The organism is Actinomyces sp. ICM39, from assembly GCF_000282935.1.
In the GTDB taxonomy this organism is placed as follows: domain Bacteria; phylum Actinomycetota; class Actinomycetes; order Actinomycetales; family Actinomycetaceae; genus Pauljensenia; species Pauljensenia odontolytica_B.
Genome location: NZ_ALCB01000072.1, coordinates 63,056 through 82,243, shown reverse-complemented (window position 1 = coordinate 82,243; position 19,188 = coordinate 63,056). Strand labels below are relative to the sequence as shown.

The window sequence follows — 19,188 nt, the reverse complement described above, 5'->3', positions numbered from 1 at the left end:
TCGTCCCGGCCCACCCGTTTGCGTAGCGATCCGCTAGGCGACCCAGCGGCCCGAACCATCAAAGGTGTAGGCGGTGCCGCCGATAACGACACGTCCAGTCGCCATGGCACCCGACGGGTGGCAGAAGTACCAGCTGCCGCCGTCCTTCACCCATCCGATTGCCATCTGGCCGGATTCCGTGAGGTAGTACCACTGACCACCCACGACGGCCCAGCCGGTGGCCATCGAGCCATCGCTGTTCAGGTAGAACCAGGCGCCGCCCAGGTTCACCCAGCCACTCGCCATCGCACCACTGGCGTTCAGGTAGTACCAGGTGTCGCCGTCCTTCAGCCAGCCGGTAGCCATGGCTCCGGTGTCGGGATCCAGGTAGTACCAGGTGCCGCCGACGGCGGTCCAGCCGGTCGCCATCGCGCCGGACGGGGCGTAGTAGCGCCACGCGCCGTCCTCGACCTGCCAGCCGGTCTTCATCCAGCCATTCGCATCGAAGGAGTACGTGACGCCGTCACGGACAACGCGCTCGTTGGCCGGGTAGGTCCCATCCGGGTAGCGCAGCCACCAGCGTCCATCACCCGAGGCGACCCACTGCGCGGCAGCCGGATCCGGATCCGGGGTGACGGTGGGATCGATGCGATCACCCGCGGCCTGCGTGAAGACGGCGACCGTGCGAGCGGGAACCGTGACGGAGCCCGTCTTCGCGTCGAAGGACGCGCCCTTGACGGTCTCATCCGAGCCGTTCGCCTGGGCCTCGTGCAGCTTGAAGACGCGACCCGACAGGCCCTCGACCGCGGTGGTCACGGACTCCCCCGTCGCGTTGAAGACGACGAGAGCACCGTCGAGCTTCGCGTCGATGTCATTCCCGGCCCCGGCCTCGTCGTTGATGAGCATGACGATCGTGCCGTCCACGGCGCCCTCACCCGAGTTGGGGAAGGTCACCTTGGAGCGGACCAGATCCGCGCTGCCCAGCGTGAACAGGCGCGAGGAGGAACGCACGCGCAGGAAGTCCATCGCGATTTCCGAGGAGGTGTCGATCTGCTCCGGGGTCGGCTTCAGATCGGGGTTCTCCAGCAGCGGGCGCATGTGATCCCAGGCCGCGCCATTCTTCGACTTCACCGGCAGGCCACGGCCAAAACCGTTGTCGCGCATCGACCAGTCGATCGCGTTGAAGTGGTCACCGGAGTTGTAGGAGTCGCGGTCCAGGGACTTCGAGCGCAGCATCTCCGTGCCCGAGGCCCAGAAGGAGGGCGACTGCGACAGGGCCACGGAGGCCTGGCTGATCAGCGACATGCGCACGCGGTGATCCATTGGAGCATCCGCGGGCATCTTGTAGGTGACCAGGTCGAAGAGCGTCTCGTTGTCGTGGGCGTCCACGTAGTTGACGTTCTCGGCGGGCTGGGAGGCGAACCCGGCGCCCTGGCCGTTGTAGTCCAGCTGCGTGCCCGGCACGGTCTTACCGTCGTAGGTGGTGAGCGTGTAGTCCTTCAGGTTGCCCGCCAGGCCCAGCTTCACCAGGTCCACGCGGTGCAGATAATCAGCGCGGCGATCCGCCTCCGAGCGGGTGTCGAGGCCGTTGAGGTCCGAGAACGCGCCCGAGCCGAAGCCCTGCAGCACGCGGTGGTCCTCATCGAAGGGGCCACCGCCGTGCACGGCGTCGCGCAGGCGGTCGTTGAACGCACCAATGCCGGTGCCATCCAGCTGACCCTGCGTAGCCTGGGTGAACAGCGCGTTGTTCGCGACCTCACCGAAGTTCCAGCCCTCGCCGTAGATGTACAGGCGCGAGCCGTCCACGCCGTCCTTCTCCAGGGTGAGGGAGGACAGGGCCGCCTTCGCGCGTTTCATCTCCTCGGCCGGGTGGTGGCCCATGAGGTCGAAGCGGAAGCCGTCGACGTGGTAGTACTTCGCCCAGTGGATCATCGAGTCGATCATGAGGTGCTCGCTCATCGCGTTTTCGGTCGCGACGTTGGAGCAGCAGGTTGAGGTCTCGACACCGCCGGTGGCGTTCAGGCGCTGGTAGTAGCCGGGCACGACGCGGTCAAGGACCGAATGGGCGGACTGACCCGCCGAGGGCGTGTGGTTGTAGACCTGGTCAAGGACGACCTGCATGCCGATCGAGTGCAGACCACCCACCATGGAGCGGAATTCACGCACACGCGCGCCACCATTCTGGTGGGCTGCGGTCGCGTACGAGCCCTCGGGGGCCATCCAGTGCAGCGGGTCGTAGCCCCAGTTGTAGGCGTCCTGGTCGGCCACGGCCGCAACCGCCGCCTGCTGCTCCTCGGACGCCGGGCCGGCATTCTCGGGGATCGCGGGCGTCTTCTGGTCTGCGCGCTTCTCGGGGATGGTCGCGATGTCGAAAGTGGGCAGCAGGTGCACCGTGTTCATGCCGGCGCGCGACAGCTCGGCCAGGTGGCGCATGCCGTTGGACTGGAACTGCGTGAAGGCCATGTAGGTGCCGCGCATGTCCTCGGGCACCGACGTGTCTGCGGCGGAGAAGTCGCGCACGTGCAGCTCGTAGATGGAGCGCTGGGCGTCATCTGCGATGACGGGGGCCTTCGAGTCCGTCCACAGCGAGGGGGCGATCGACGGATTGTCCATGTTGACAGCCACGGAGCGCGTGGAGTCAACGGTCAGGGCCACCGAGTAGGGGTCGGTGACGAGGTTCGTCTCAACCTTGCCCGTCTCAGGCACGTAGACGCTGACCTCCCACAGGTACTGGGCGCCCTCGTGGATGTCGCCGGCGGCGTTGTCCACGCTCCAGCGACCGTCCTCGCCGCGCACGGCGGCGGTACGCAGGCCGTCCCCCTGCACGTCGGCGTCGGAGCCGCGCGGGGTCGAAGTGTTCCACGACAGCAGGGTCACGTTCTTAGCGGTCGGCGCCCACAGCGCGAACGTCGGGTTACCCGCCTCGTTCCAGCCCACGCCGTACGAGGCCTGGGTGGCCTTCGCCGCGTAGAGCGAGTCGAGGACGGGTGCGATCTGCACGCCGGTGAAGGCGTTGATGCTCTCCCCCGACTTCTGGGCGACCGCGATCTGGCCGGTGAGGGCCTCGCGGGCTCCGGCCTCGTCGAGGGAGGCCTTCAGGGCGATGTATCCGTTGAGGTTCGGGTGGGCCGCGGTCACCTCGGCGGGCAGGTCGCCCGCGACGGTCAGGGCGCTCGTCGAAGCGCCGGTGACGGCGCCATCCGCCAGGCCGGCGCCGCCCTCGGGGGCGGTCACCAGCTCATAGGAGAGCTTCGCGGAACCGTCGAGAACCTGCGCGCGAGTCACACCCTCGGGCAGCAGCGAGGTCGGCCACGCGAGAATGTTCGAGGTCACCCAGTAGGCGCGCTGCTCGCCAGCGCCCGCGACCGGGGCGTCAGCGCTCGCGATGTTGACCTTGTGCGTCTGAGAATCGTAGGTGAAGGTCACGAGCTTGTTCGCTTTCGTCGCAAACTGGTAGTTGGCACCGCCGATGGCGCCATCTTGCCCGTAATTCTCGTTGTCGGACCCGCCGATGGCAACCTTGAACTCGTAGTTGCCCTCAGGCAGCGCGGTGGTGGCGTAGGTGTAGGTCCCGTCCCCCACCGGCTCCATGAGGGGTGCCAGGCATGCGGGCTTCCAGTTATCAGTGCAGCCCAAGGACTTCTGGAAGGAACCCGGCAGCGTCACCATCTGGTCGGTCGCGGTGTTCCACACGCGGTGCGTCGCGCGGTTGTAGAAGAAGGTGACGGACGTCGTTTCGCTCAGGGTGTAGGAGATGTTTGCCCCTCCCGCAGCGCCCCCGGCACCAAACGACGTGTCCCACGAGCCGCCCTCGGCGACCTTGTACTGGTAGTCGCCGGCCGGAAGCGTGAACGTCGCGCTGTACACGCCCGTCGCGTCGCGCTTGAGCGCAGCCTTATCGCAGCCGGGCGCCCAGTCGGCGTCGCATCCCATCGCCATGTTGTGGTTACCGGGGATTGTCACCAGCACGTCGGCGGCGGCGCCGGCAGCTCCCGCGTCGGCAGCAGTCGCATCGTTACCCAGGTTTGACGTTCCTGTCTCGGGCGCGGCCCACGCGGCTGGAAGTACACCTCCCATCAGCGCGATAGCAGCGCCAACGCCCAGCGTTCGGCGCAGCATTGTCCTATTGAGTCGGTATGTCACGACAGACTCCCTCGTCCAAAAGCGGTCCCCTCCCATGGGGGCTGCTCCTAGGTTAGACACACTGCAACGGTTCCGAAACTTTTCTGCAAAGCACAAGCGAAAACGCGGACCGAGTGGTTAACAAAAAACCTCGCCACCGCTCAGGTGACGAGGTCATTGGTACCCCCAACCGGATTTGAACCGGTGTTAACGCCGTGAGAGGGCGTCGTCCTAGGCCGCTAGACGATGGGGGCCTTGATTCACTTATGAATCCGTACCCCCAACCGGATTTGAACCGGTGTTAACGCCGTGAGAGGGCGTCGTCCTAGGCCGCTAGACGATGGGGGCCTTGCTGAAACTTACGCTTCAGACCGCTGGGGTACCAGGACTCGAACCTAGAATGGCTGAACCAGAATCAGCTGTGTTGCCAATTACACCATACCCCATTGGGTATCACCTGCTTCGCTTTCACGTCGCTGGCGACAGGAGATAACTGTAGCGGACCGACGCCCTCATGCCAAATCGAAGGCTAGTGGTCCCGATCACCCACCACCTCTCCCCCACGAAGGAAACACCTCCAGGCACGACGAAGCCCCGACCTCGTCCCTCAAACAGGGCGACGAGGCCGGGGCTGGTCGCAGAGATCAGGCCAGGGAGGCGCGCAGGGCGCGCAGGCGGGTCAGCGAGGAATCGCGGCCCAGGATCTCCATGGACTCGAACAGCGGCGGGGAGACCTGACGGCCGGTCACGGCGACGCGCAGCGGGCCGAAGGCCAGGCGGGGCTTGACGCCCATCTCGTCGACGATGCGTGCGCGCAGCGACTCCTCGAGCGCCGCGGTCGTGAACTCGGTCAGACCCTCGACAGTCTCGATAGCGGCGTCCAGGACGTCCACGGCGTTGTCCTTCAGCTTGGAGACGGCCTTCTCATCCATCTCCAGGGCGTCGTCGGCAACGAAGAGGAAGCCGAGCATGCCCGTGGCCTCGCCGAGCAGCTGGATGCGCGTCTGGATGAGCGGCGCGGCCTCGGTGAGGATCTCGCGCTCATGATCGGTCAGCGCCTCGAAGGAGTCGGCCGAAACAACCTCGTCGCGGTGGAGGAAGGGCACCAGGCGGTTGCGGAAGTCCTCGCCGTCCAGCAGACGGATCTGCTCGGCGTTGATCGCGATGGCCTTCTTCTGGTCGAAGCGCGCCGGGTTCGGGTTCACCTCCGAAATGTCGAAGGCCTGGGCCATCTCCTCCATGGAGAAGATGTCGCGGTCCGCGGCAATCGACCAGCCCAGGAGGGCCAGGTAGTTGTTGAGGCCCTCGGGGATCATGCCGGCGGCCTTATGCAGCAGCAGGTTCGACTCGGGGTCGCGCTTGGACAGCTTCTTGTTGCCCTCGCCCATGACGTAGGGCAGGTGGCCGAAGCGCGGCATGAACTTGGCGACGCCAATGGCCTCGAGCGCGCGGTACAGAACGATCTGGCGGGGCGTCGAGGAGAGCAGGTCCTCGCCGCGCAGCACGTGGGTGATCTCCATGAGCGCGTCGTCGATCGGGTTCACCAGCGTGTAGAGCGGGTGGCCGTTGGCACGCACGATGACATAGTCCGGCACCGAGCCGGCCTTGAAGGTGATCTCACCGCGGATCAGGTCCGTGAACGTGATGTCCTCGTCGGGCATGCGCAGGCGCAGGACGGGCTGGCGGCCCTCGGCGCGGAAGGCGGCGATCTGCTCCTCCGTCAGGTTACGGTCGAAGCCGTCGTAGCCGAGCTTGGGATCCTCACCCTTGGCGCGGTGACGCTCCTCGATCTCCTCGGGGGTCGAGTATGACTCGTAGGCGTACCCGGCCTCGAGCAGGCGGGCGGCCACGTCACGGTAGATGTCCATGCGCTCGCTCTGGCGGTACGGGCCGTGCGGGCCTCCCTTACCGACGCCCTCGTCCCAATCGAGGCCCAGCCACTGCAGGGACTCGATGATCTGGTCGAAGGACTCCTGGGAGTCGCGGGCGGCATCCGTGTCTTCGATGCGGAAGACGAAGGTTCCTCCCGTGTGGCGGGCGTAGGCCCAGTTGAACAGGCACGTGCGGACCATGCCGACGTGAGGGGTTCCTGTGGGCGAGGGGCAGAAGCGGACGCGAACGTCGGCACCGGTGGCAGTTGTTTCACTCATGATTCCTCCATCCTACTCCAGCGGTGGCTGTTGCATTTGCTTGATGGGTGGGCGCGCTGCGACGCGGACCGGGGGCGCGGATACGCTGGTTGCATCACCGGGATCGGCCCGCGCCGCATCCACCGACTCATCCAGGAGGACACCGTGTCCGTTCGTCTCTTTTCCGACTCCCACCTCTACCGCACCGGTTCCCTGAAGTGGACGGGTATCACGACCTCAAGCGGTGAGCCGACGATCGGCGCGTGGGTGGCGGAAATGGACTTCGGGACGGCCCCGGAGGTTGCCGACGCGATGAAGGGCGCGATAGACGACGGCCTGCTCGGCTACCAGCCGACCTGGCTGGAGCCGCGCATCGCAGGCGCGACCGCCGAGTTCCAAAAGCGTCGCTTCGGCTGGGACGTGGACGCCTCCCATGTGCGCCTCGTGGCCTCGGTCCTGCCCGCCCTCGAAGCGACGATTGAGCACCTGGTGCGCCCGGGCGCGCCGATCATCGTGCCCACCCCCGCCTACATGCCTTTCCTGACGATCCCGGGCAAGTTCGACCACCCCGTCATCGAGGTTCCCTCGCTGCGCGGCACGCGTGCCGGCGGACGCGGCTGGGCGCTCGACCTGGAGGGGATCCGCGCCGGGCTCGAGGCCGGGGCCGGCCTCGTCATCCTGTGCAACCCCTGGAACCCGGTCGGCCGCGTCCTGCGCGAGGACGAGCTGCGCGCCCTGCACGACGTGGTCCGCGAGTACGACGCGCTCGTGTTCTCCGACGAGATCCACTCCTCCCTCGTGCTGGATGAGTCGATTCCTTTCGTTTCCTACGCGTCGCTTGGCCCCTCGTTCGCATCCCACACGGTGACCGCGACCGCCGCGTCGAAGGGATGGAACATCGCAGGCCTGCCCTCCGCGCAGGTGATCCTGCCCGACGAGGCGCTGCGCGAGCGCTGGGACGTGTTCGCCGCCGACGTGCGCCACGATGCCAACGTCATCGGCACGGTCGGCGCGATCGTCGCCTACGAGCGGGGCGATGCCTGGCAGCGCGAGGTCAAGGACCTGATCCACTCCAATGTGGACCTCGTCGAACGCGCTCTCGCGGATACACCGATCGACTTCGTGCGCCCCGAGGGCACGTACCTGACCTGGTGGGGCTTCGAAGGCGTGGACCTGGGCCCCCTCTCCCCCGCCGCGACGCTGCGCGAGCGCGCCCGCATCGCAGCCAACGAGGGCCGCACCCTGGGGGCCGACTACGCCTCGTGGGCGCGCATCAACCTGGCATGCGCCCCCGACGTGGCCTCGCGGATCGTGGAGAGGGTCCTCGGCCTGCTCTGATCTTCATCTCACGCGAGACGAGGCCGTGGCCGGGAACGGTGGACATCCACCTCCCGGCCACGGCCTCGTTTGCGCCTGATTCCTGCTTAGGCGCCCAGGGCCGCTTCGATGCCTGCGACCACGGTCTGGCGGGCCGCAGAGGCCGCCTCGACGACGGCGGTCGGATCCGTCGGGGCGTCGGCGAAGGACAGGTCGGAGACGACCGACATGCCGGCGACGCGCACGCCCAGGGCATGCAGCGTGATGGCCTCCATGACGGTCGACATGCCCACGCAGTCCACGCCCAGGCTCGCGAGGATGCGGGTCTCGGCCATGGTCTGGTACTCGGGGCCGCGCAGGATCGCGTAAGTACCCTCGCGCTGGCACACCCCGCGCAGCCCCTGCGTCATCTGGGCATCCCACACTGCCGACACGTCCAGGAAGAGCGGCCCATCGAAGGGCGAGGTGCCACTGAAGTTCACGTGGTCGGTGATCGCCATGACGTCGCCTAGGTTCCAGGGCTTCAGGCAACCGTTCGCATTCGTGAGGACCGCGCGGCTGATCCCCGCCGCAACGGCACCGCGGGCCAGGGCCGTGACGGGGCGGGCGCCCAGCCCCTCGTAGAGGTGCGTGCGGCCCGTGGCCACGAGGACCACTCCCCCGCACGCCTCGTAGGCGCGCAGCTCGCCACCATGCCCGTCCGCAACCGGCGCGACGACGCCAGGGATATCGCCCAGCGGCACGGTGGCCACGGGGGCTCCCCAGGCCTCGTCGAGAGCCTCGGCCAAGCCGGACCCAAGCACGACGAGCGCATCCGGGCGTCCCGCAAGAGAGGTGAGGACCCGGGCGCCGGCCACGGCCTCGTCGTCGAGGAGAGCGGTGGTGAAGCGCGGGTCGACGCTCACTGCTCGTCCTCGCCCGCGCCCTCGGCATAGGTGCGCGAGGGCAGCTTCTCCTGCGCGCGCACGCGGCCCGCGCTGGTCGCCCAGTAGCCGACGAAACCGACGACCATCGCCAGGAGGATGCCAATGTTGGCGCCCGCCCAATCACCCTCGCGGCCGCCCAGGGGGCCGAGGAGGTAGCCCTGCCAGGACAGCCAGGAGGCGCTCGCGTTGACGACGAGGCCCCAGCCCACCAGCGAGCCGACGATCAGGGAGGCGACCGCACCCCAGTTCACCGAGCCGTAGCGACCCGAAGGAGTGAAGAGCGAAGGCTCGTCGTAGTCCTTGTGGCGCAGTGCGATGTCCGCCAGCATGACGCCGCCCCACGCGGCGATGACGACGCCGAGGGTCGTGAGGAACGCCGTGAAGGGGGTCAGGAAGGAGTCCGCGAAGAACACGACGACGATCGTGCCGACCGTCATGATCGTGCCGTCAATCGCGGTGGCGACCGGACGCGAGACGGGCACGCCCGTGGCCAGCAGCGACAGGCCCGAGGAGTAGATGTCCATGACGATGCCGCCGATAAGGCCCAGAATCGCAACCAGCGCGAAGGGGATGAGGAACCAGGTGGGCAGCAGCGTGGTGAGCGCGCCGATCGGATCATTACCGATCGCCTCGGAGAGGGACTCATCGGCCGAGCCAACCAGGAGGATGCCGAAGAAGACCAGGATGACCGTGGGCAGCGCCGCACCCACCGTCGTCCAGCCGACCACACCCTTCGTCGAGGCCGCGCGCGGCAGGTAGCGCGAGTAATCGGCGGCCGCGTTAATCCAGCCAAAACCGAAGCCCACGAGGAGCATGCAGCCCGCACCCAGGACCGCGGTCAGGGGCGCCGAGGGGCGCGAGGAGAGGACCGCGAAGTCGATCGTCGGGGCGACCAGCACCAGGTAGACGATCGTCAGGGCCGCGGTGGCCCAGGTGATCCACGTCTGAACCTTCATAATCGCCTCGAAACCGAGGATGCCCGAGCCAGCCGCCAGCACGACGACGAGGATCAGCGCGATGATCTGGGCGACGACGTGGTTGGTGAAGCCGAGCGCCCCCATCACCGTGGCCGTGGCCTGGACGGCCATGATCGCCAGGAAGGTCTCCCAGCCCACCGTCAGGATCCACGAGATCGCAGCGGAAATACGGTTGCCGTTAAAGCCGAAGGCCGCGCGCGACAGGACCAGCGTCGGGGCGGAGCCGCGCTTACCGGCGATGGCGATGAGGCCGCAGACCAGGAAGGACAGGGCCACGCCGACGACGGACACGACGACCGCCTGGGCGAGGGAAAGCCCGAAGCCGAGGACCCACGAGCCCCACGAGATACCCAGGACCGAAATGTTCGCCGCGAACCACGGCATGAACAGGTCGGAGGGTTTTCCCTTGCGATCGGATTCGGGGATGACGTCCAGGCCGGCCATTTCGACGGCCAGCGCGCCCGATGACTGGGGTTCGCTCACGGTGTGCTCCTATGCGACGGAGATATTGTCAGAACGACGTAATCCTATCACACAGGTCACACAGTTAGGCTCGGACAACGGGATTCGTCAGTCTTCCAATCCCCTCGATCTCGATTTCCACGCGATCACCGGCGTGAACGATCTCGGCACCCGCGGGCGCGCCCGTGGCGATCACGTCGCCGGGCAGCAGCGTCATCTGATGAGACACGTAGGACACCAGCTCGAAGGGGTTCCAGATCATGTGCGCGGTCGAGGAGTCCTGAGCGATCTCACCGTTCAGGTACGAGCGAATCGCCAGGTTGGTCACGTCAAGGGCGGGGTCGACCGTGATCCACGGGCCCAGCGGGCACGCTGAGTCGAAAGACTTTCCGCGCGACCAGGGGCCGCCCGTCATCGCGTCGCGGGCGGTGGCATCGTTGGCGATCGTGTAGCCGAGGATCATCTGCGGCGCGTCCTCGACGCTCACGTCCTTAGCCAGGGACTTGATGACGATCGCGAGCTCACCCTCGAAGGCCACCGCGTTCGACCAGGCGGGGATCGCGATCGGGTCGTCGGGGCCCACAACAGAGGTGTTGGCCTTCAGGAAAATCGGCGGCTCGGGGCGCTCATCAGCCGGAATCGGGGTGTCCGAGTAGTTGTCGCCAATGCCCACAACCTTCGAGCGCGGGATCACCGGGGAGAGCAGGCGCACCTCGTCCAGCTCGTAGATCTGGCCGGAGGGTTCCACGGGCGAAAACAGCGGGTCACCCTTGAGCCCCACGATCCTCGTCGAGCCCTCCTCAAGGGCGCCGTAGACCGGGTTCGTACCATCGGAAAAACGTGCGATTCTCATGCCGGTAGCCTAACGCAGCCTCGCGTGCGCCGCGGCGAGCAGCGCCGACAGACACGACGCCGGGTGCGCGAGGCACGAGACGTGCCCGGCACACCCGGCGAGGTGGTCAGCAGCTATTACTTCTTCTTCTGCTTGGGGCGCTTCCACACACCACCCGGAACATCGCCGGGCAGCAGCGGGTTCTTCTCACCCACGAAGACGGGCTCGGCGACGCCATCGCGACGCTGGGCCTCGTAGTCGCGCAGCGCGCCCAGCACCCAGCGGGCCAGGAAGACCAGGGCCACCAGGTTCGTGATCGTCATGACCGCCATCGCGATGTCAACGGCGTTCCACACGACGTCCAGGGTCAGCAGGGCACCGATCGTTGCCGAGGCCACGCACACGACGCGCACGGTCCAGCTCGCCCAGCGGGCATCCCCGAAGACGAAGGACATGTTCGTGTCGGAGTAGACGTAGGCGGCGATAATCGAGGAGTAGGCCAGGACGAAGATGAGGATCGCCATGGGGACGATCGTCCACGCGCCCAGCTCGTGGGCCACGGCCAGGGTCGTCAGGTTCGAGGGGTTCACGTCCGCGCCGCCCCACACCTTCTCGCCTGCGATGAGGATGACGAAGGCGGTCGCAGTGCACACGACGATCGTGTCGATGAAGACGCCCAGGGACTGGATGAGGCCCTGGCGCACCGGGTGGGACACGGTCGCGGTCGCGGCGGCGTTAGGAGCGGTGCCCTGGCCGGCCTCGTTGGAGAAGAGGCCACGCTTGGTGCCGTTGATCATCGCGGCGATGATGCCGCCGCCCAGGCCGCCGACGGTGGCGTCGATGGAGAACGCGGAGGTGAAGATCTGACCCAGAACGGTGCCGAACTGCGTGATGTTCATGAGGCAGACGATGGCGACCATGATGACGTAGACGGTCGCCATGATCGGGGCCATCCACTCGGTGACGCGGGCGACGGTGCGGATACCGCCGAAGATGACCATCGCAGAGAAGACGAAGATGAGGCCTGCGACCGTGAGCTGCGCAGCCGAGAAGCCGCCCGCGCCGGGCAGGGGCTGCTTAGCGGCCTCACCGAAGGCGCTCGTGAGCGTGCCCGCGATGGCGTTGGACTGCACGGAGGTGATGACGATGCCGCAGGTGACGACTGTAATAACGGCGAAGACGTTGGCCAGGACGCGGTTCTTCATACCGCGCTTGATGTAGTAGGCCGGGCCGCCGCGGAAGGAGCCGTCGGAGTGCTTGACCTTGAAGATCTGGGCCAGCGTCGCCTCGAAGAACGCGGTCGCCATGCCCACCAGGGCCACGACCCACATCCAGAAGATCGCGCCCGGGCCGCCGAACATGAGCGCCGCAGCCACGCCGAACACGTTTCCGATACCCACGCGCGCGGCCAGCGAGATCGCGAACGCCTGGAACGAGGAGATGCCGCCGTCGGCTCCCTTGCGCGAGCCGAGGACCGTGCGCACCATCTCCGGGAACAGGCGCAGCTGCACGCCGCGGGAGACGACCGTCAGGACGAGGCCCACGCCGATCAGGATGACAATCGTCAGGTGCATCGTGATCCAGTCAGCAATCTGCTGCTCGATCTGGGCAATGTGTTCCACAGGAGCCTCCCGGGGTGTCAAAAGACGAGGCCGGGTGAAGTGCGCCGAGCCTCGCGCGCTGTCGCGGGACGCACCCGCGCGTTGTAATGGGACCCGTTCATCTTGCCACAGGGCTCCTCACCCGGCAGGCGACGTCTCGCCACGCGCACGCCCGCGCTGTTTCCGGACGAGGCGCCCCGGCCTCGTCGATGAGCTGCGGGAAGAGCCCGGCGGTGCGGGGACGCAGACGTGGGCGCACTCTGGGACAATGGGAGCATGAGCGCGACTTTGAACGAGATCCTGGACGACCTGGAGGACGAGGGCCGTCTGGGCGACGACGATGCCCTGTACGAGGCCTTCGTGTCCTGGGCCGAGGGCACCGGGCGTCCGCTCTACCCCCACCAGGAGGAGGCCCTGGTGGAGATCCTCGCGGGCAACCACGTGATCGCTGCGACCCCCACGGGGTCGGGCAAGTCGATGATCGCGCTCGCCGCGCACTTCACGTCGATGGCGCACGGTGGCCGCTCCTACTACACGGCGCCACTCAAGGCCCTGGTGTCGGAGAAGTTCTTTGACCTCGTGTCCCTGTTCGGCGCGGACAACGTCGGCATGGTGACCGGCGACGTGTCTCTCAACGCCGACGCGCCCATTATCTGCTGCACCGCCGAGATCCTTGCGAACCAGTCGCTGCGCGAGGGGCCGACGCTGGACGCGGACATGATCGTCATGGACGAGTTCCACTTCTATGGGGATCGTCAGCGCGGCTGGGCGTGGCAGGTGCCGCTCCTGGAGCTGAGGACCCCGCAGGTGGTCGCGATGAGCGCGACGTTGGGCGACACGACGCGTTTCGAGCGCGCGTGGAAGGAACGCACCGGGCGCGACGTGTCCCTCATCGACGACGCGGAACGCCCCGTGCCCCTCGAGTTTGAGTACGTCGTGGACCGCCTGCCCGACACGGTGGAGCGGCTGCTGGGCGAAGGCCGTTGGCCCGTCTACATCGTGCACTTCTCCCAGCGCGACGCGGTTGCTACCGCGCAGTCTTTCGACCGTTCCTCGCTGATTTCTCCCGAGCAGAAGAAGGCGATCGCCGCGCAGCTGGCGGGCGTGTCGTTTACGAAGGGCTTCGGGCAGACCCTGAAGTCGCTGCTCGCGCAGGGCATCGGCGTGCACCACGCGGGCATGCTGCCTCGCTACCGCCGCCTCGTCGAGCGCCTCACGCAGGCGGGCCTGCTACCGATCGTGTGCGGCACGGACACCTTGGGCGTGGGTATCAACGTCCCGATCCGCACGGTGCTGATGACGTCGCTCGTGAAGTACGACGGTCGGCGCATGCGCCACGTGAGCGCGCGCGAGTTCCACCAGATCGCGGGCCGCGCCGGCCGCGCCGGCTTCGACACGGTCGGTTTCGTGCGCGTCCTGGCCCCCGAGCACGAGGTCGATGCCGCCCGTGAGCGCGCACGCCTGAGCGCCGCGCAGGAGGCCGCACGCGACGCCCGCGAGGCCAAGCGCGCGGCGAAGAAGTCCGCGAAAAAGCGCAAGGGGCCAGGCGAGGGCGAGATCTCGTGGACGCGCTCGACGTTCGAGCGCCTCGTGGATGCGGCTCCCGAGCAGCTCACGAGCCGTTTCGAGATGACGCACGCGATGGTCCTCAACGTGCTGGCCGGTGCTCCTGCGGCCGGGCGCGACCCGGGCGAGCACCTCGTGTGGCTGGCGCGCAACAACGACGATCCGCCCACGGATCGCAACCCGCACCTGCGCCGCCTGGGTGAGATCTACACGTCGATGAAGCAGGCGGGCGTCGTCGAGCACGTGTCTTCTGCGCAGGCCTCGGCGTCGGGTGAGCCTCGCCTGCGTGCGGCCACGGACCTGCCGGATGACTTCGCACTTAACCAGCCGCTCTCCCCCTTCGCGCTGGCGGCCCTCGAACTGTTGGATCCGGAGTCCCCGACGTTCGCCCTGGACGTCGTTTCGGTCATCGAGTCGGTCCTGGAGGATCCGCGCCCGCTCCTGTTCGCGCAGGAGAAGGCGGCGCGCGCCGAGGCCGTGGCAGCGATGAAGGCGCAGGGCATGGAGTACGACGAGCGCATGGCCGCCCTGGAGGAGGTCACGTGGCCGCGCCCGCTTGCCGATCTGCTGGGGGACGCGTTCGCGGTGTACCTGCACGCGAACCCATGGATCGAGGATCAGGAGATTTCCCCGAAGTCGGTCGTGCGCGAGATGATCGAGAACGCGCTGACGTTCACGGGGATTGTGGGCCGCTACGACGTGGGTCGCTCCGAGGGCATCGTGCTGCGCTACCTGACGGACGCGTACCGCGCGCTGCGCCAGATCGTGCCGGACGAGCTGACGACGGACGAGCTACGGTCGATCATTGCGTGGCTGTCTGCCCTGATCCGCGCGGTTGACTCCTCGCTGCTGGACGAGTGGGAGGCCATGTCCACGGGCCAGGCCCTCTCCCCGGCGGCCGATGGCGACGGCACGGAGGGCGCGGAGCTGGCGTTTGGCGCGCGGGAGGACGGGACCGTTCCCTTCAGCGCGAACCGCCACGCGTTCCGCACGGCGATCCGTGGCGCCCTGTTCGAGCGCGTGGAGGCGATGAGCCGCGACAACGTCGAGGCCTTGGCGCGTCTGGACGAGGCCTCGCGCACCCCGGTGGTCGCACCGTGGAGCGAGGACGAGTGGGACGCGGTGCTCGAGCGCTACTGGGCGGAGCACGAGTGGATCGGTATCGACCAGCGTGCGCGCGCCCTGTCACTGTGCTCCCTGAATGAGGCCCCGACCCGCGAGGACGTGCTGGAGCTGGCCCCCGCTGTGGTGTCGTCGGATTTCGAGCGCGCCCAGGTGGCGCGCATCGAGGCGATCGCGGACGCGGTGGATCAGGCTGCGGCGGGCACGTTCTGGCTGGCCACGCAGACCCTGTTCGACTCAGAGGAGGACATGGACTGGCGCATCGTCGCCCTCGTGGACGTGCCCGCCTCAGACGAGGCTGGGCGGGTTGCCCTGGCCACGGTCACCGTCGGGGCGCGGTAGATCCTTCATCATTCGAGGAACCATGCGCGTCATGCAGTGAATACATAGCCTCCGCGCGTCCTTTCCCGAGAAATCCAAGGATCTCATCCGACAAGACTCTTTCGCCTTCCCACAGACGCAGCGACAGCACGAGGTTCATCAACAAACCGTGGGAGAGGAAGAGCCTAGCCTGTTCAGCATCCATCCCGACGTCTTCTCGCAGGACGCGGTACACACGTGCAAAGCTATCGCGGGAGAGCTGCCCGAAGCGCGGATCGGATCCCATCATGAATAGGCGCATGATCATCATGAACATGTCGCGGTCTTTCACGATCTCCGCGTACATGTCCCCCAGCAATTCCCGACGTTCAACGTCGGTAGAATCCGCCGCTACGGGTGCCTCAGCAAAACGTCGACACAGCTGCTCAACAACATACGTAGCAGCTTCCTCGAAAAGTGTTTCCTTCGACCGGAAGAAACGCACGACATACGCCTGGCTGACGCCTGCCTCGCGCGCGATCGAGTCCGTCGTGGCCGCAGCGTAGCCAACCCGCGCAAACACACGGACGGCAGCCTCCAGCATGAGTGCCTTGCGTTCATTGGCTGGCATACGCGTCGCGGCCATACCTGGACCTCCCAATTTCGGTGATACGGACAGTCTATCCGCGCGCGTAAGCTCGAACTGTCTCGACAAACGCAGCGCGGTAAGCAGGAGTATCAACTTCCTGCTCAATGCGGCCAAGCATCAGAGCTTTGGTCAGGCGAATCCCCACGAAGCCCAGGACCATACTCTTCCACCGCCAGATTGGACCACCGAAGATTCGGTAGATAAACGAAGGAGCACGGGATGTGACGATGAGTGCCGCGGTCTTATCTTTCAGTAAGCCCTGGCTCTTACCGTCGACGTATTGGTACCCAAATCCCGGCGTGAGAGTGCGATCAAGGAAACCTTTCAAAATCGCGGGTTCAGCAGACCACCAAATCGGGAAGCTGAACACGAGGTGATCGGCCCAGGCTATGTCCTCCTGATACCGCTTGGGACCACTTTCGTCCTCCATGTGCTGGCGGTATCCGTAGCGCAGAACGGGATCAAAATCCTCCGTCGCCAGATCGATCATACGCACGTCATGCCCAGCGCTGCGCGCCTCATCAGCGTAAGTCGTTGCGAGTTCATGCGAGTAGCTTCCCGCGTCAGGACTGCCCTGAATGACAAGAATCTTCATATTTTCCCCTTTGTTGTAATTGATTGATTACAACTGTAGTGCAGAGACCCCACCCACACAACATAAGAGGTCTCAAAGAGCTGAGAGTTACACCCGGAGAGGAGCAGTAGCACCCTCTCACCTCAAGAGGGGCAGCCACCATTCCGACTTAGGATCGATATTGCCCCGCCGTCCAAGTTATCCTCGCAGAGCGGGTCTCTCACCGATTTCCTGCTGGAGGCGCAGCAGGTAACCGTCGGGATCCTGGACTAGGAACTGGCGGACGCCGATTTCAATATCTCCCGCCCGATACCACTTCTCTTCGGGTTCGACGAAGATCGGCCACCCTGCCTCGGCCATGCGGTGCCATGCACTGTCCAGCTCTTCGGTCTGAACCTCGAGGTTGATCCCGCGGCCAAGCGGCAGATCAAGGGGACCGGTTGCCCACGTCCTCCCGCGGTCGATCTGGTCGAGCATCAGGTGCGCGTTACCCAGGACGAGATAGCCGAATCCTTCCTCAGGCCGCTCATAGCGAAGGGAAAAACCGACGAGGTCGCACCAAAAACGGCGCGATGCCTCGTAATCGGTGACGGTAAGTTCAGGAACAAGCCCGGGTTCGTTGCTCATAGCCTCACTCTAGCGGCCTCGGACGAGACCGTGTCCGGGAGATGCGCAGACCGTCAGCGCCGCGAGGCCTTGCGGATCAGCCAATCGGCACCCGCGAAGAGCGCCATGAAGACCAGGGCGCCGATCAAGATCGCCACGATGTTGATCGCGACCTGCGCGTAGCCGATGCGCCACACGTTGACGAAGCCGTAGGGGTACTGGTGCGTGAAGGAGCCGCGCACGAGCGTGTACGCCACCCACGCGACCGGGATCAGCAGGGCGCGCCCCAGCGTCGCCCACGTGATGCCACCGCGCGGCCCCGCGAGCGCGGCCGTGCCCACGAAGGCGGCCGGGACGACGATGTGCTGCAGCGGGTTGGTGACGAGCGCGAAGCCGGAGAGAACCTCGTAGGGACCAATCAGCGTCGCGTAGACGATCGCGGTCACCGTGATCATCATGAGCGCGCACAGGTGCGTGGCCCTCCCCCACGCCCCGACGCAGCCTCGGCGCGCGAGGAGGGTCGAGATGATCGCAACCATGATGTTGGACAGCTCGGTGAAGTAGGACAGGCAGTTGATGAGGCGCTCGGGAGCACCCGCCCAGCCATGGGGGGCACCCGCGAAGAGGCCCTCCTCGACGTAGGTCGGCGCAGCGTAGCCATCAAAGGCCGTGATAATAAGAGTGGCGGCGACGCCCGCCCACGCGAGGGCGGCAACCACCCAGTAGGCGGCGCGCCCGCGACCGCTCAGTTCAGTCATGTCAACCATAGGATCTCGACTCTCACGGAAACAGCAGCTATTGAAACAGGTCCGAGTGGGAACCCGTACGAATTGCGGTCACAACGCAGATCTCTGGCTCATCCAGATAGATCAACAGCCAATCCGGCCGAATATGACATTCACGGAACCCCGCATAGTCCCCGGTCAAGAGATGATCCCTCCGCTGGGGAGGCAACACTTCGCCCGTAAGAATGAGATCAATGACCGCTTCGAGCTCCTTGATAGGGAGCCCTCGTTTGCGGGCCCTTTTGAGATCCTTCTTGAATTGACTGGTCATCACGAGGGCACGCTGGCCCCGCTGAGGCTCACTCATCATCGACATCCGCGAACGCTTGTGCCGCGGACGCGTAACGGGTAGCGGCAACACGCCCTGCGGCGATGTCGCGAGCCTCGCGCATAGCTAGCTCGGTTTCAGCGTTGAAGCGGGGCTGGCGCAAGTCAAAGGGTAAGCCACCCTCCATGATGGACTTGTGCAAGAAAACATTCACAGCGTCGGTGAGGTTCATGCCGAACTGGGCATACACCCTCTCAGCTTCTTCCTTCACGCTTGGATCAACGCGCATGTTAAGCGTCGCTGTTTTCATATCGCCACACCTTTCAGACGAATGTACGACTTTTATTATACAACGCACCACAGATGTATGACATATGCCTGCGCGCGCAGACACCGACATGATTTCCGCGATGAAGTCGGCATGGTGAAACGGCCGAGGCGGAGTTCAAATCCGGCCAGGGTCAGACCTGGGCGAGGTCCGTGACCTCAGCATCCGTCAGCTCGACGAGGTCGAGGGGGCTCAGTTCGACGCTCAGGCCTCGGCGCCCGCCCGAGACGATCATGGTCTCGTGGTCCAGGCACGCCGAGTCGATGAACAGCCGGTGCGCAGTGGTTTGCCCGAGTGGGCTGATCCCGCCCACGACGTAGCCGGTGCGGCGCTGTGCGACGGCAGGGTCGGCCATGGCGGCGCTCTTCGCACCTGCGGCCTTGGCGATCAGTTTCATGGACAGGTGAGCCAGGGCGGGCACGCAACCGACGACGAACTCGCCGGTGGGCTCCAGGCGCACCATGAGGGTCTTGAAAGCCTGGGTGGGGTCGATCCCCAGCTTCTCAACGGTTTCTTCGCCGAACGCCCGGGCGGCCGGGTCGTGCTCGTACTCGTGGATGGTAAAAGCAACGCCGGCCGCCGTGAGCGCCTCGATGGCGTGGGTGGGGCCGCCGCCGTGTTCTTTGTTGTGTTTACGAGCCATGA

At 66.1% G+C, this 19,188-nt stretch carries 15 protein-coding genes and 3 tRNA genes; 2 read left to right on the top strand and 16 right to left on the bottom strand.

The features are described from left to right. Positions 1-33 precede the first annotated feature (33 nt). The 5 genes from pulA to gltX all read right to left on the bottom strand — a co-directional run bounded on the left by pulA (position 34) and on the right by gltX (position 6,251). A complete protein-coding gene (gene pulA / locus HMPREF1137_RS05025; protein ID WP_196792958.1) occupies positions 34-4,158 on the bottom strand; it encodes a pullulanase-type alpha-1,6-glucosidase in 4,125 nt (1,374 codons plus the stop codon). Positions 4,159-4,279: 121 nt separating this feature from the next. Then, a tRNA-Glu gene (locus HMPREF1137_RS05020) sits at positions 4,280-4,355 on the bottom strand. 21 nt (positions 4,356-4,376) lie between these two features. Further along, positions 4,377-4,449, bottom strand: a tRNA-Glu gene (locus tag HMPREF1137_RS05015). Positions 4,450-4,475: 26 nt separating this feature from the next. Then, positions 4,476-4,547 (bottom strand) — tRNA-Gln (locus HMPREF1137_RS05010). 198 nt (positions 4,548-4,745) lie between these two features. After that, positions 4,746-6,251: a glutamate--tRNA ligase gene (gene gltX, locus HMPREF1137_RS05005; protein ID WP_007589523.1), complete on the bottom strand. Its 1,506-nt coding sequence runs from the start codon at positions 6,249-6,251 to the stop codon at positions 4,746-4,748. 144 nt (positions 6,252-6,395) lie between these two features. On the opposite strand from gltX, the gene HMPREF1137_RS05000 reads away from it, so the two are divergent. After that, the gene (locus HMPREF1137_RS05000; RefSeq protein ID WP_007589546.1) at positions 6,396-7,568 is read left to right on the top strand and encodes a MalY/PatB family protein; all 1,173 of its coding nucleotides are present in this window, start codon (positions 6,396-6,398) and stop codon (positions 7,566-7,568) included. 86 nt (positions 7,569-7,654) lie between these two features. On the opposite strand, the gene HMPREF1137_RS04995 is transcribed toward HMPREF1137_RS05000, so the two are convergent. The 4 genes from HMPREF1137_RS04995 to HMPREF1137_RS04980 form a co-directional block, all read right to left on the bottom strand. After that, complete coding sequence (locus HMPREF1137_RS04995) at positions 7,655-8,452, bottom strand: purine-nucleoside phosphorylase (RefSeq protein WP_007589541.1); 798 nt, start codon at positions 8,450-8,452, stop codon at positions 7,655-7,657. After that, positions 8,449-9,894, bottom strand: a complete 1,446-nt coding sequence (locus HMPREF1137_RS04990; RefSeq protein WP_081493512.1) for a purine-cytosine permease family protein — start codon at positions 9,892-9,894, stop codon at positions 8,449-8,451. Before HMPREF1137_RS04990 ends, HMPREF1137_RS04995 begins: the two co-directional genes overlap by 4 nt. A 103-nt stretch (positions 9,895-9,997) precedes the next feature. Further along, on the bottom strand, positions 9,998-10,765 hold the full coding sequence (locus HMPREF1137_RS04985) for a fumarylacetoacetate hydrolase family protein (RefSeq protein WP_007589584.1): 768 nt from the start codon (positions 10,763-10,765) through the stop codon (positions 9,998-10,000). 116 nt (positions 10,766-10,881) lie between these two features. Next, positions 10,882-12,366: an alanine/glycine:cation symporter family protein gene (locus HMPREF1137_RS04980; protein ID WP_007589571.1), complete on the bottom strand. Its 1,485-nt coding sequence runs from the start codon at positions 12,364-12,366 to the stop codon at positions 10,882-10,884. Positions 12,367-12,621: 255 nt separating this feature from the next. Here HMPREF1137_RS04980 and HMPREF1137_RS04975 point away from each other — a divergent pair, with 255 nt between their 5' ends. Next, positions 12,622-15,375 carry a DEAD/DEAH box helicase gene (locus tag HMPREF1137_RS04975; protein WP_034496873.1) on the top strand — a complete coding sequence of 918 codons (2,754 nt, stop codon included), beginning with the start codon at positions 12,622-12,624 and terminating at the stop codon, positions 15,373-15,375. On the opposite strand, the gene HMPREF1137_RS04970 is transcribed toward HMPREF1137_RS04975, so the two are convergent. The 7 genes from HMPREF1137_RS04970 to ybaK form a co-directional block, all read right to left on the bottom strand. Beyond that, on the bottom strand, positions 15,356-15,979 hold the full coding sequence (locus HMPREF1137_RS04970; RefSeq protein ID WP_007589536.1) for a TetR/AcrR family transcriptional regulator: 624 nt from the start codon (positions 15,977-15,979) through the stop codon (positions 15,356-15,358). The genes HMPREF1137_RS04975 and HMPREF1137_RS04970 overlap by 20 nt on opposite strands. A 34-nt stretch (positions 15,980-16,013) precedes the next feature. Continuing rightward, positions 16,014-16,577, bottom strand: a complete 564-nt coding sequence (locus HMPREF1137_RS04965; RefSeq protein ID WP_007589486.1) for an NAD(P)H-dependent oxidoreductase — start codon at positions 16,575-16,577, stop codon at positions 16,014-16,016. 177 nt (positions 16,578-16,754) lie between these two features. Then, the gene (locus HMPREF1137_RS04960; RefSeq protein ID WP_007589492.1) at positions 16,755-17,183 is read right to left on the bottom strand and encodes a bleomycin resistance protein; all 429 of its coding nucleotides are present in this window, start codon (positions 17,181-17,183) and stop codon (positions 16,755-16,757) included. A 53-nt stretch (positions 17,184-17,236) separates the two neighbouring features. Beyond that, a complete protein-coding gene (locus tag HMPREF1137_RS04955) occupies positions 17,237-17,920 on the bottom strand; it encodes a Pr6Pr family membrane protein (protein ID WP_034496886.1) in 684 nt (227 codons plus the stop codon). A gap of 37 nt (positions 17,921-17,957) precedes the next feature. After that, positions 17,958-18,218: a type II toxin-antitoxin system YafQ family toxin gene (locus tag HMPREF1137_RS04950; RefSeq protein ID WP_034496883.1), complete on the bottom strand. Its 261-nt coding sequence runs from the start codon at positions 18,216-18,218 to the stop codon at positions 17,958-17,960. A 28-nt stretch (positions 18,219-18,246) separates the two neighbouring features. Further along, positions 18,247-18,525 (bottom strand): type II toxin-antitoxin system RelB/DinJ family antitoxin, encoded by a 279-nt coding sequence (locus tag HMPREF1137_RS04945; protein WP_034496870.1) that lies wholly within the window; start codon positions 18,523-18,525, stop codon positions 18,247-18,249. Between the two features lie 151 nt (positions 18,526-18,676). Beyond that, positions 18,677-19,186, bottom strand: coding sequence for a Cys-tRNA(Pro) deacylase (gene ybaK / locus HMPREF1137_RS04940; RefSeq protein ID WP_007589475.1), 510 nt, complete (start codon positions 19,184-19,186; stop codon positions 18,677-18,679). Positions 19,187-19,188 lie beyond the last annotated feature (2 nt).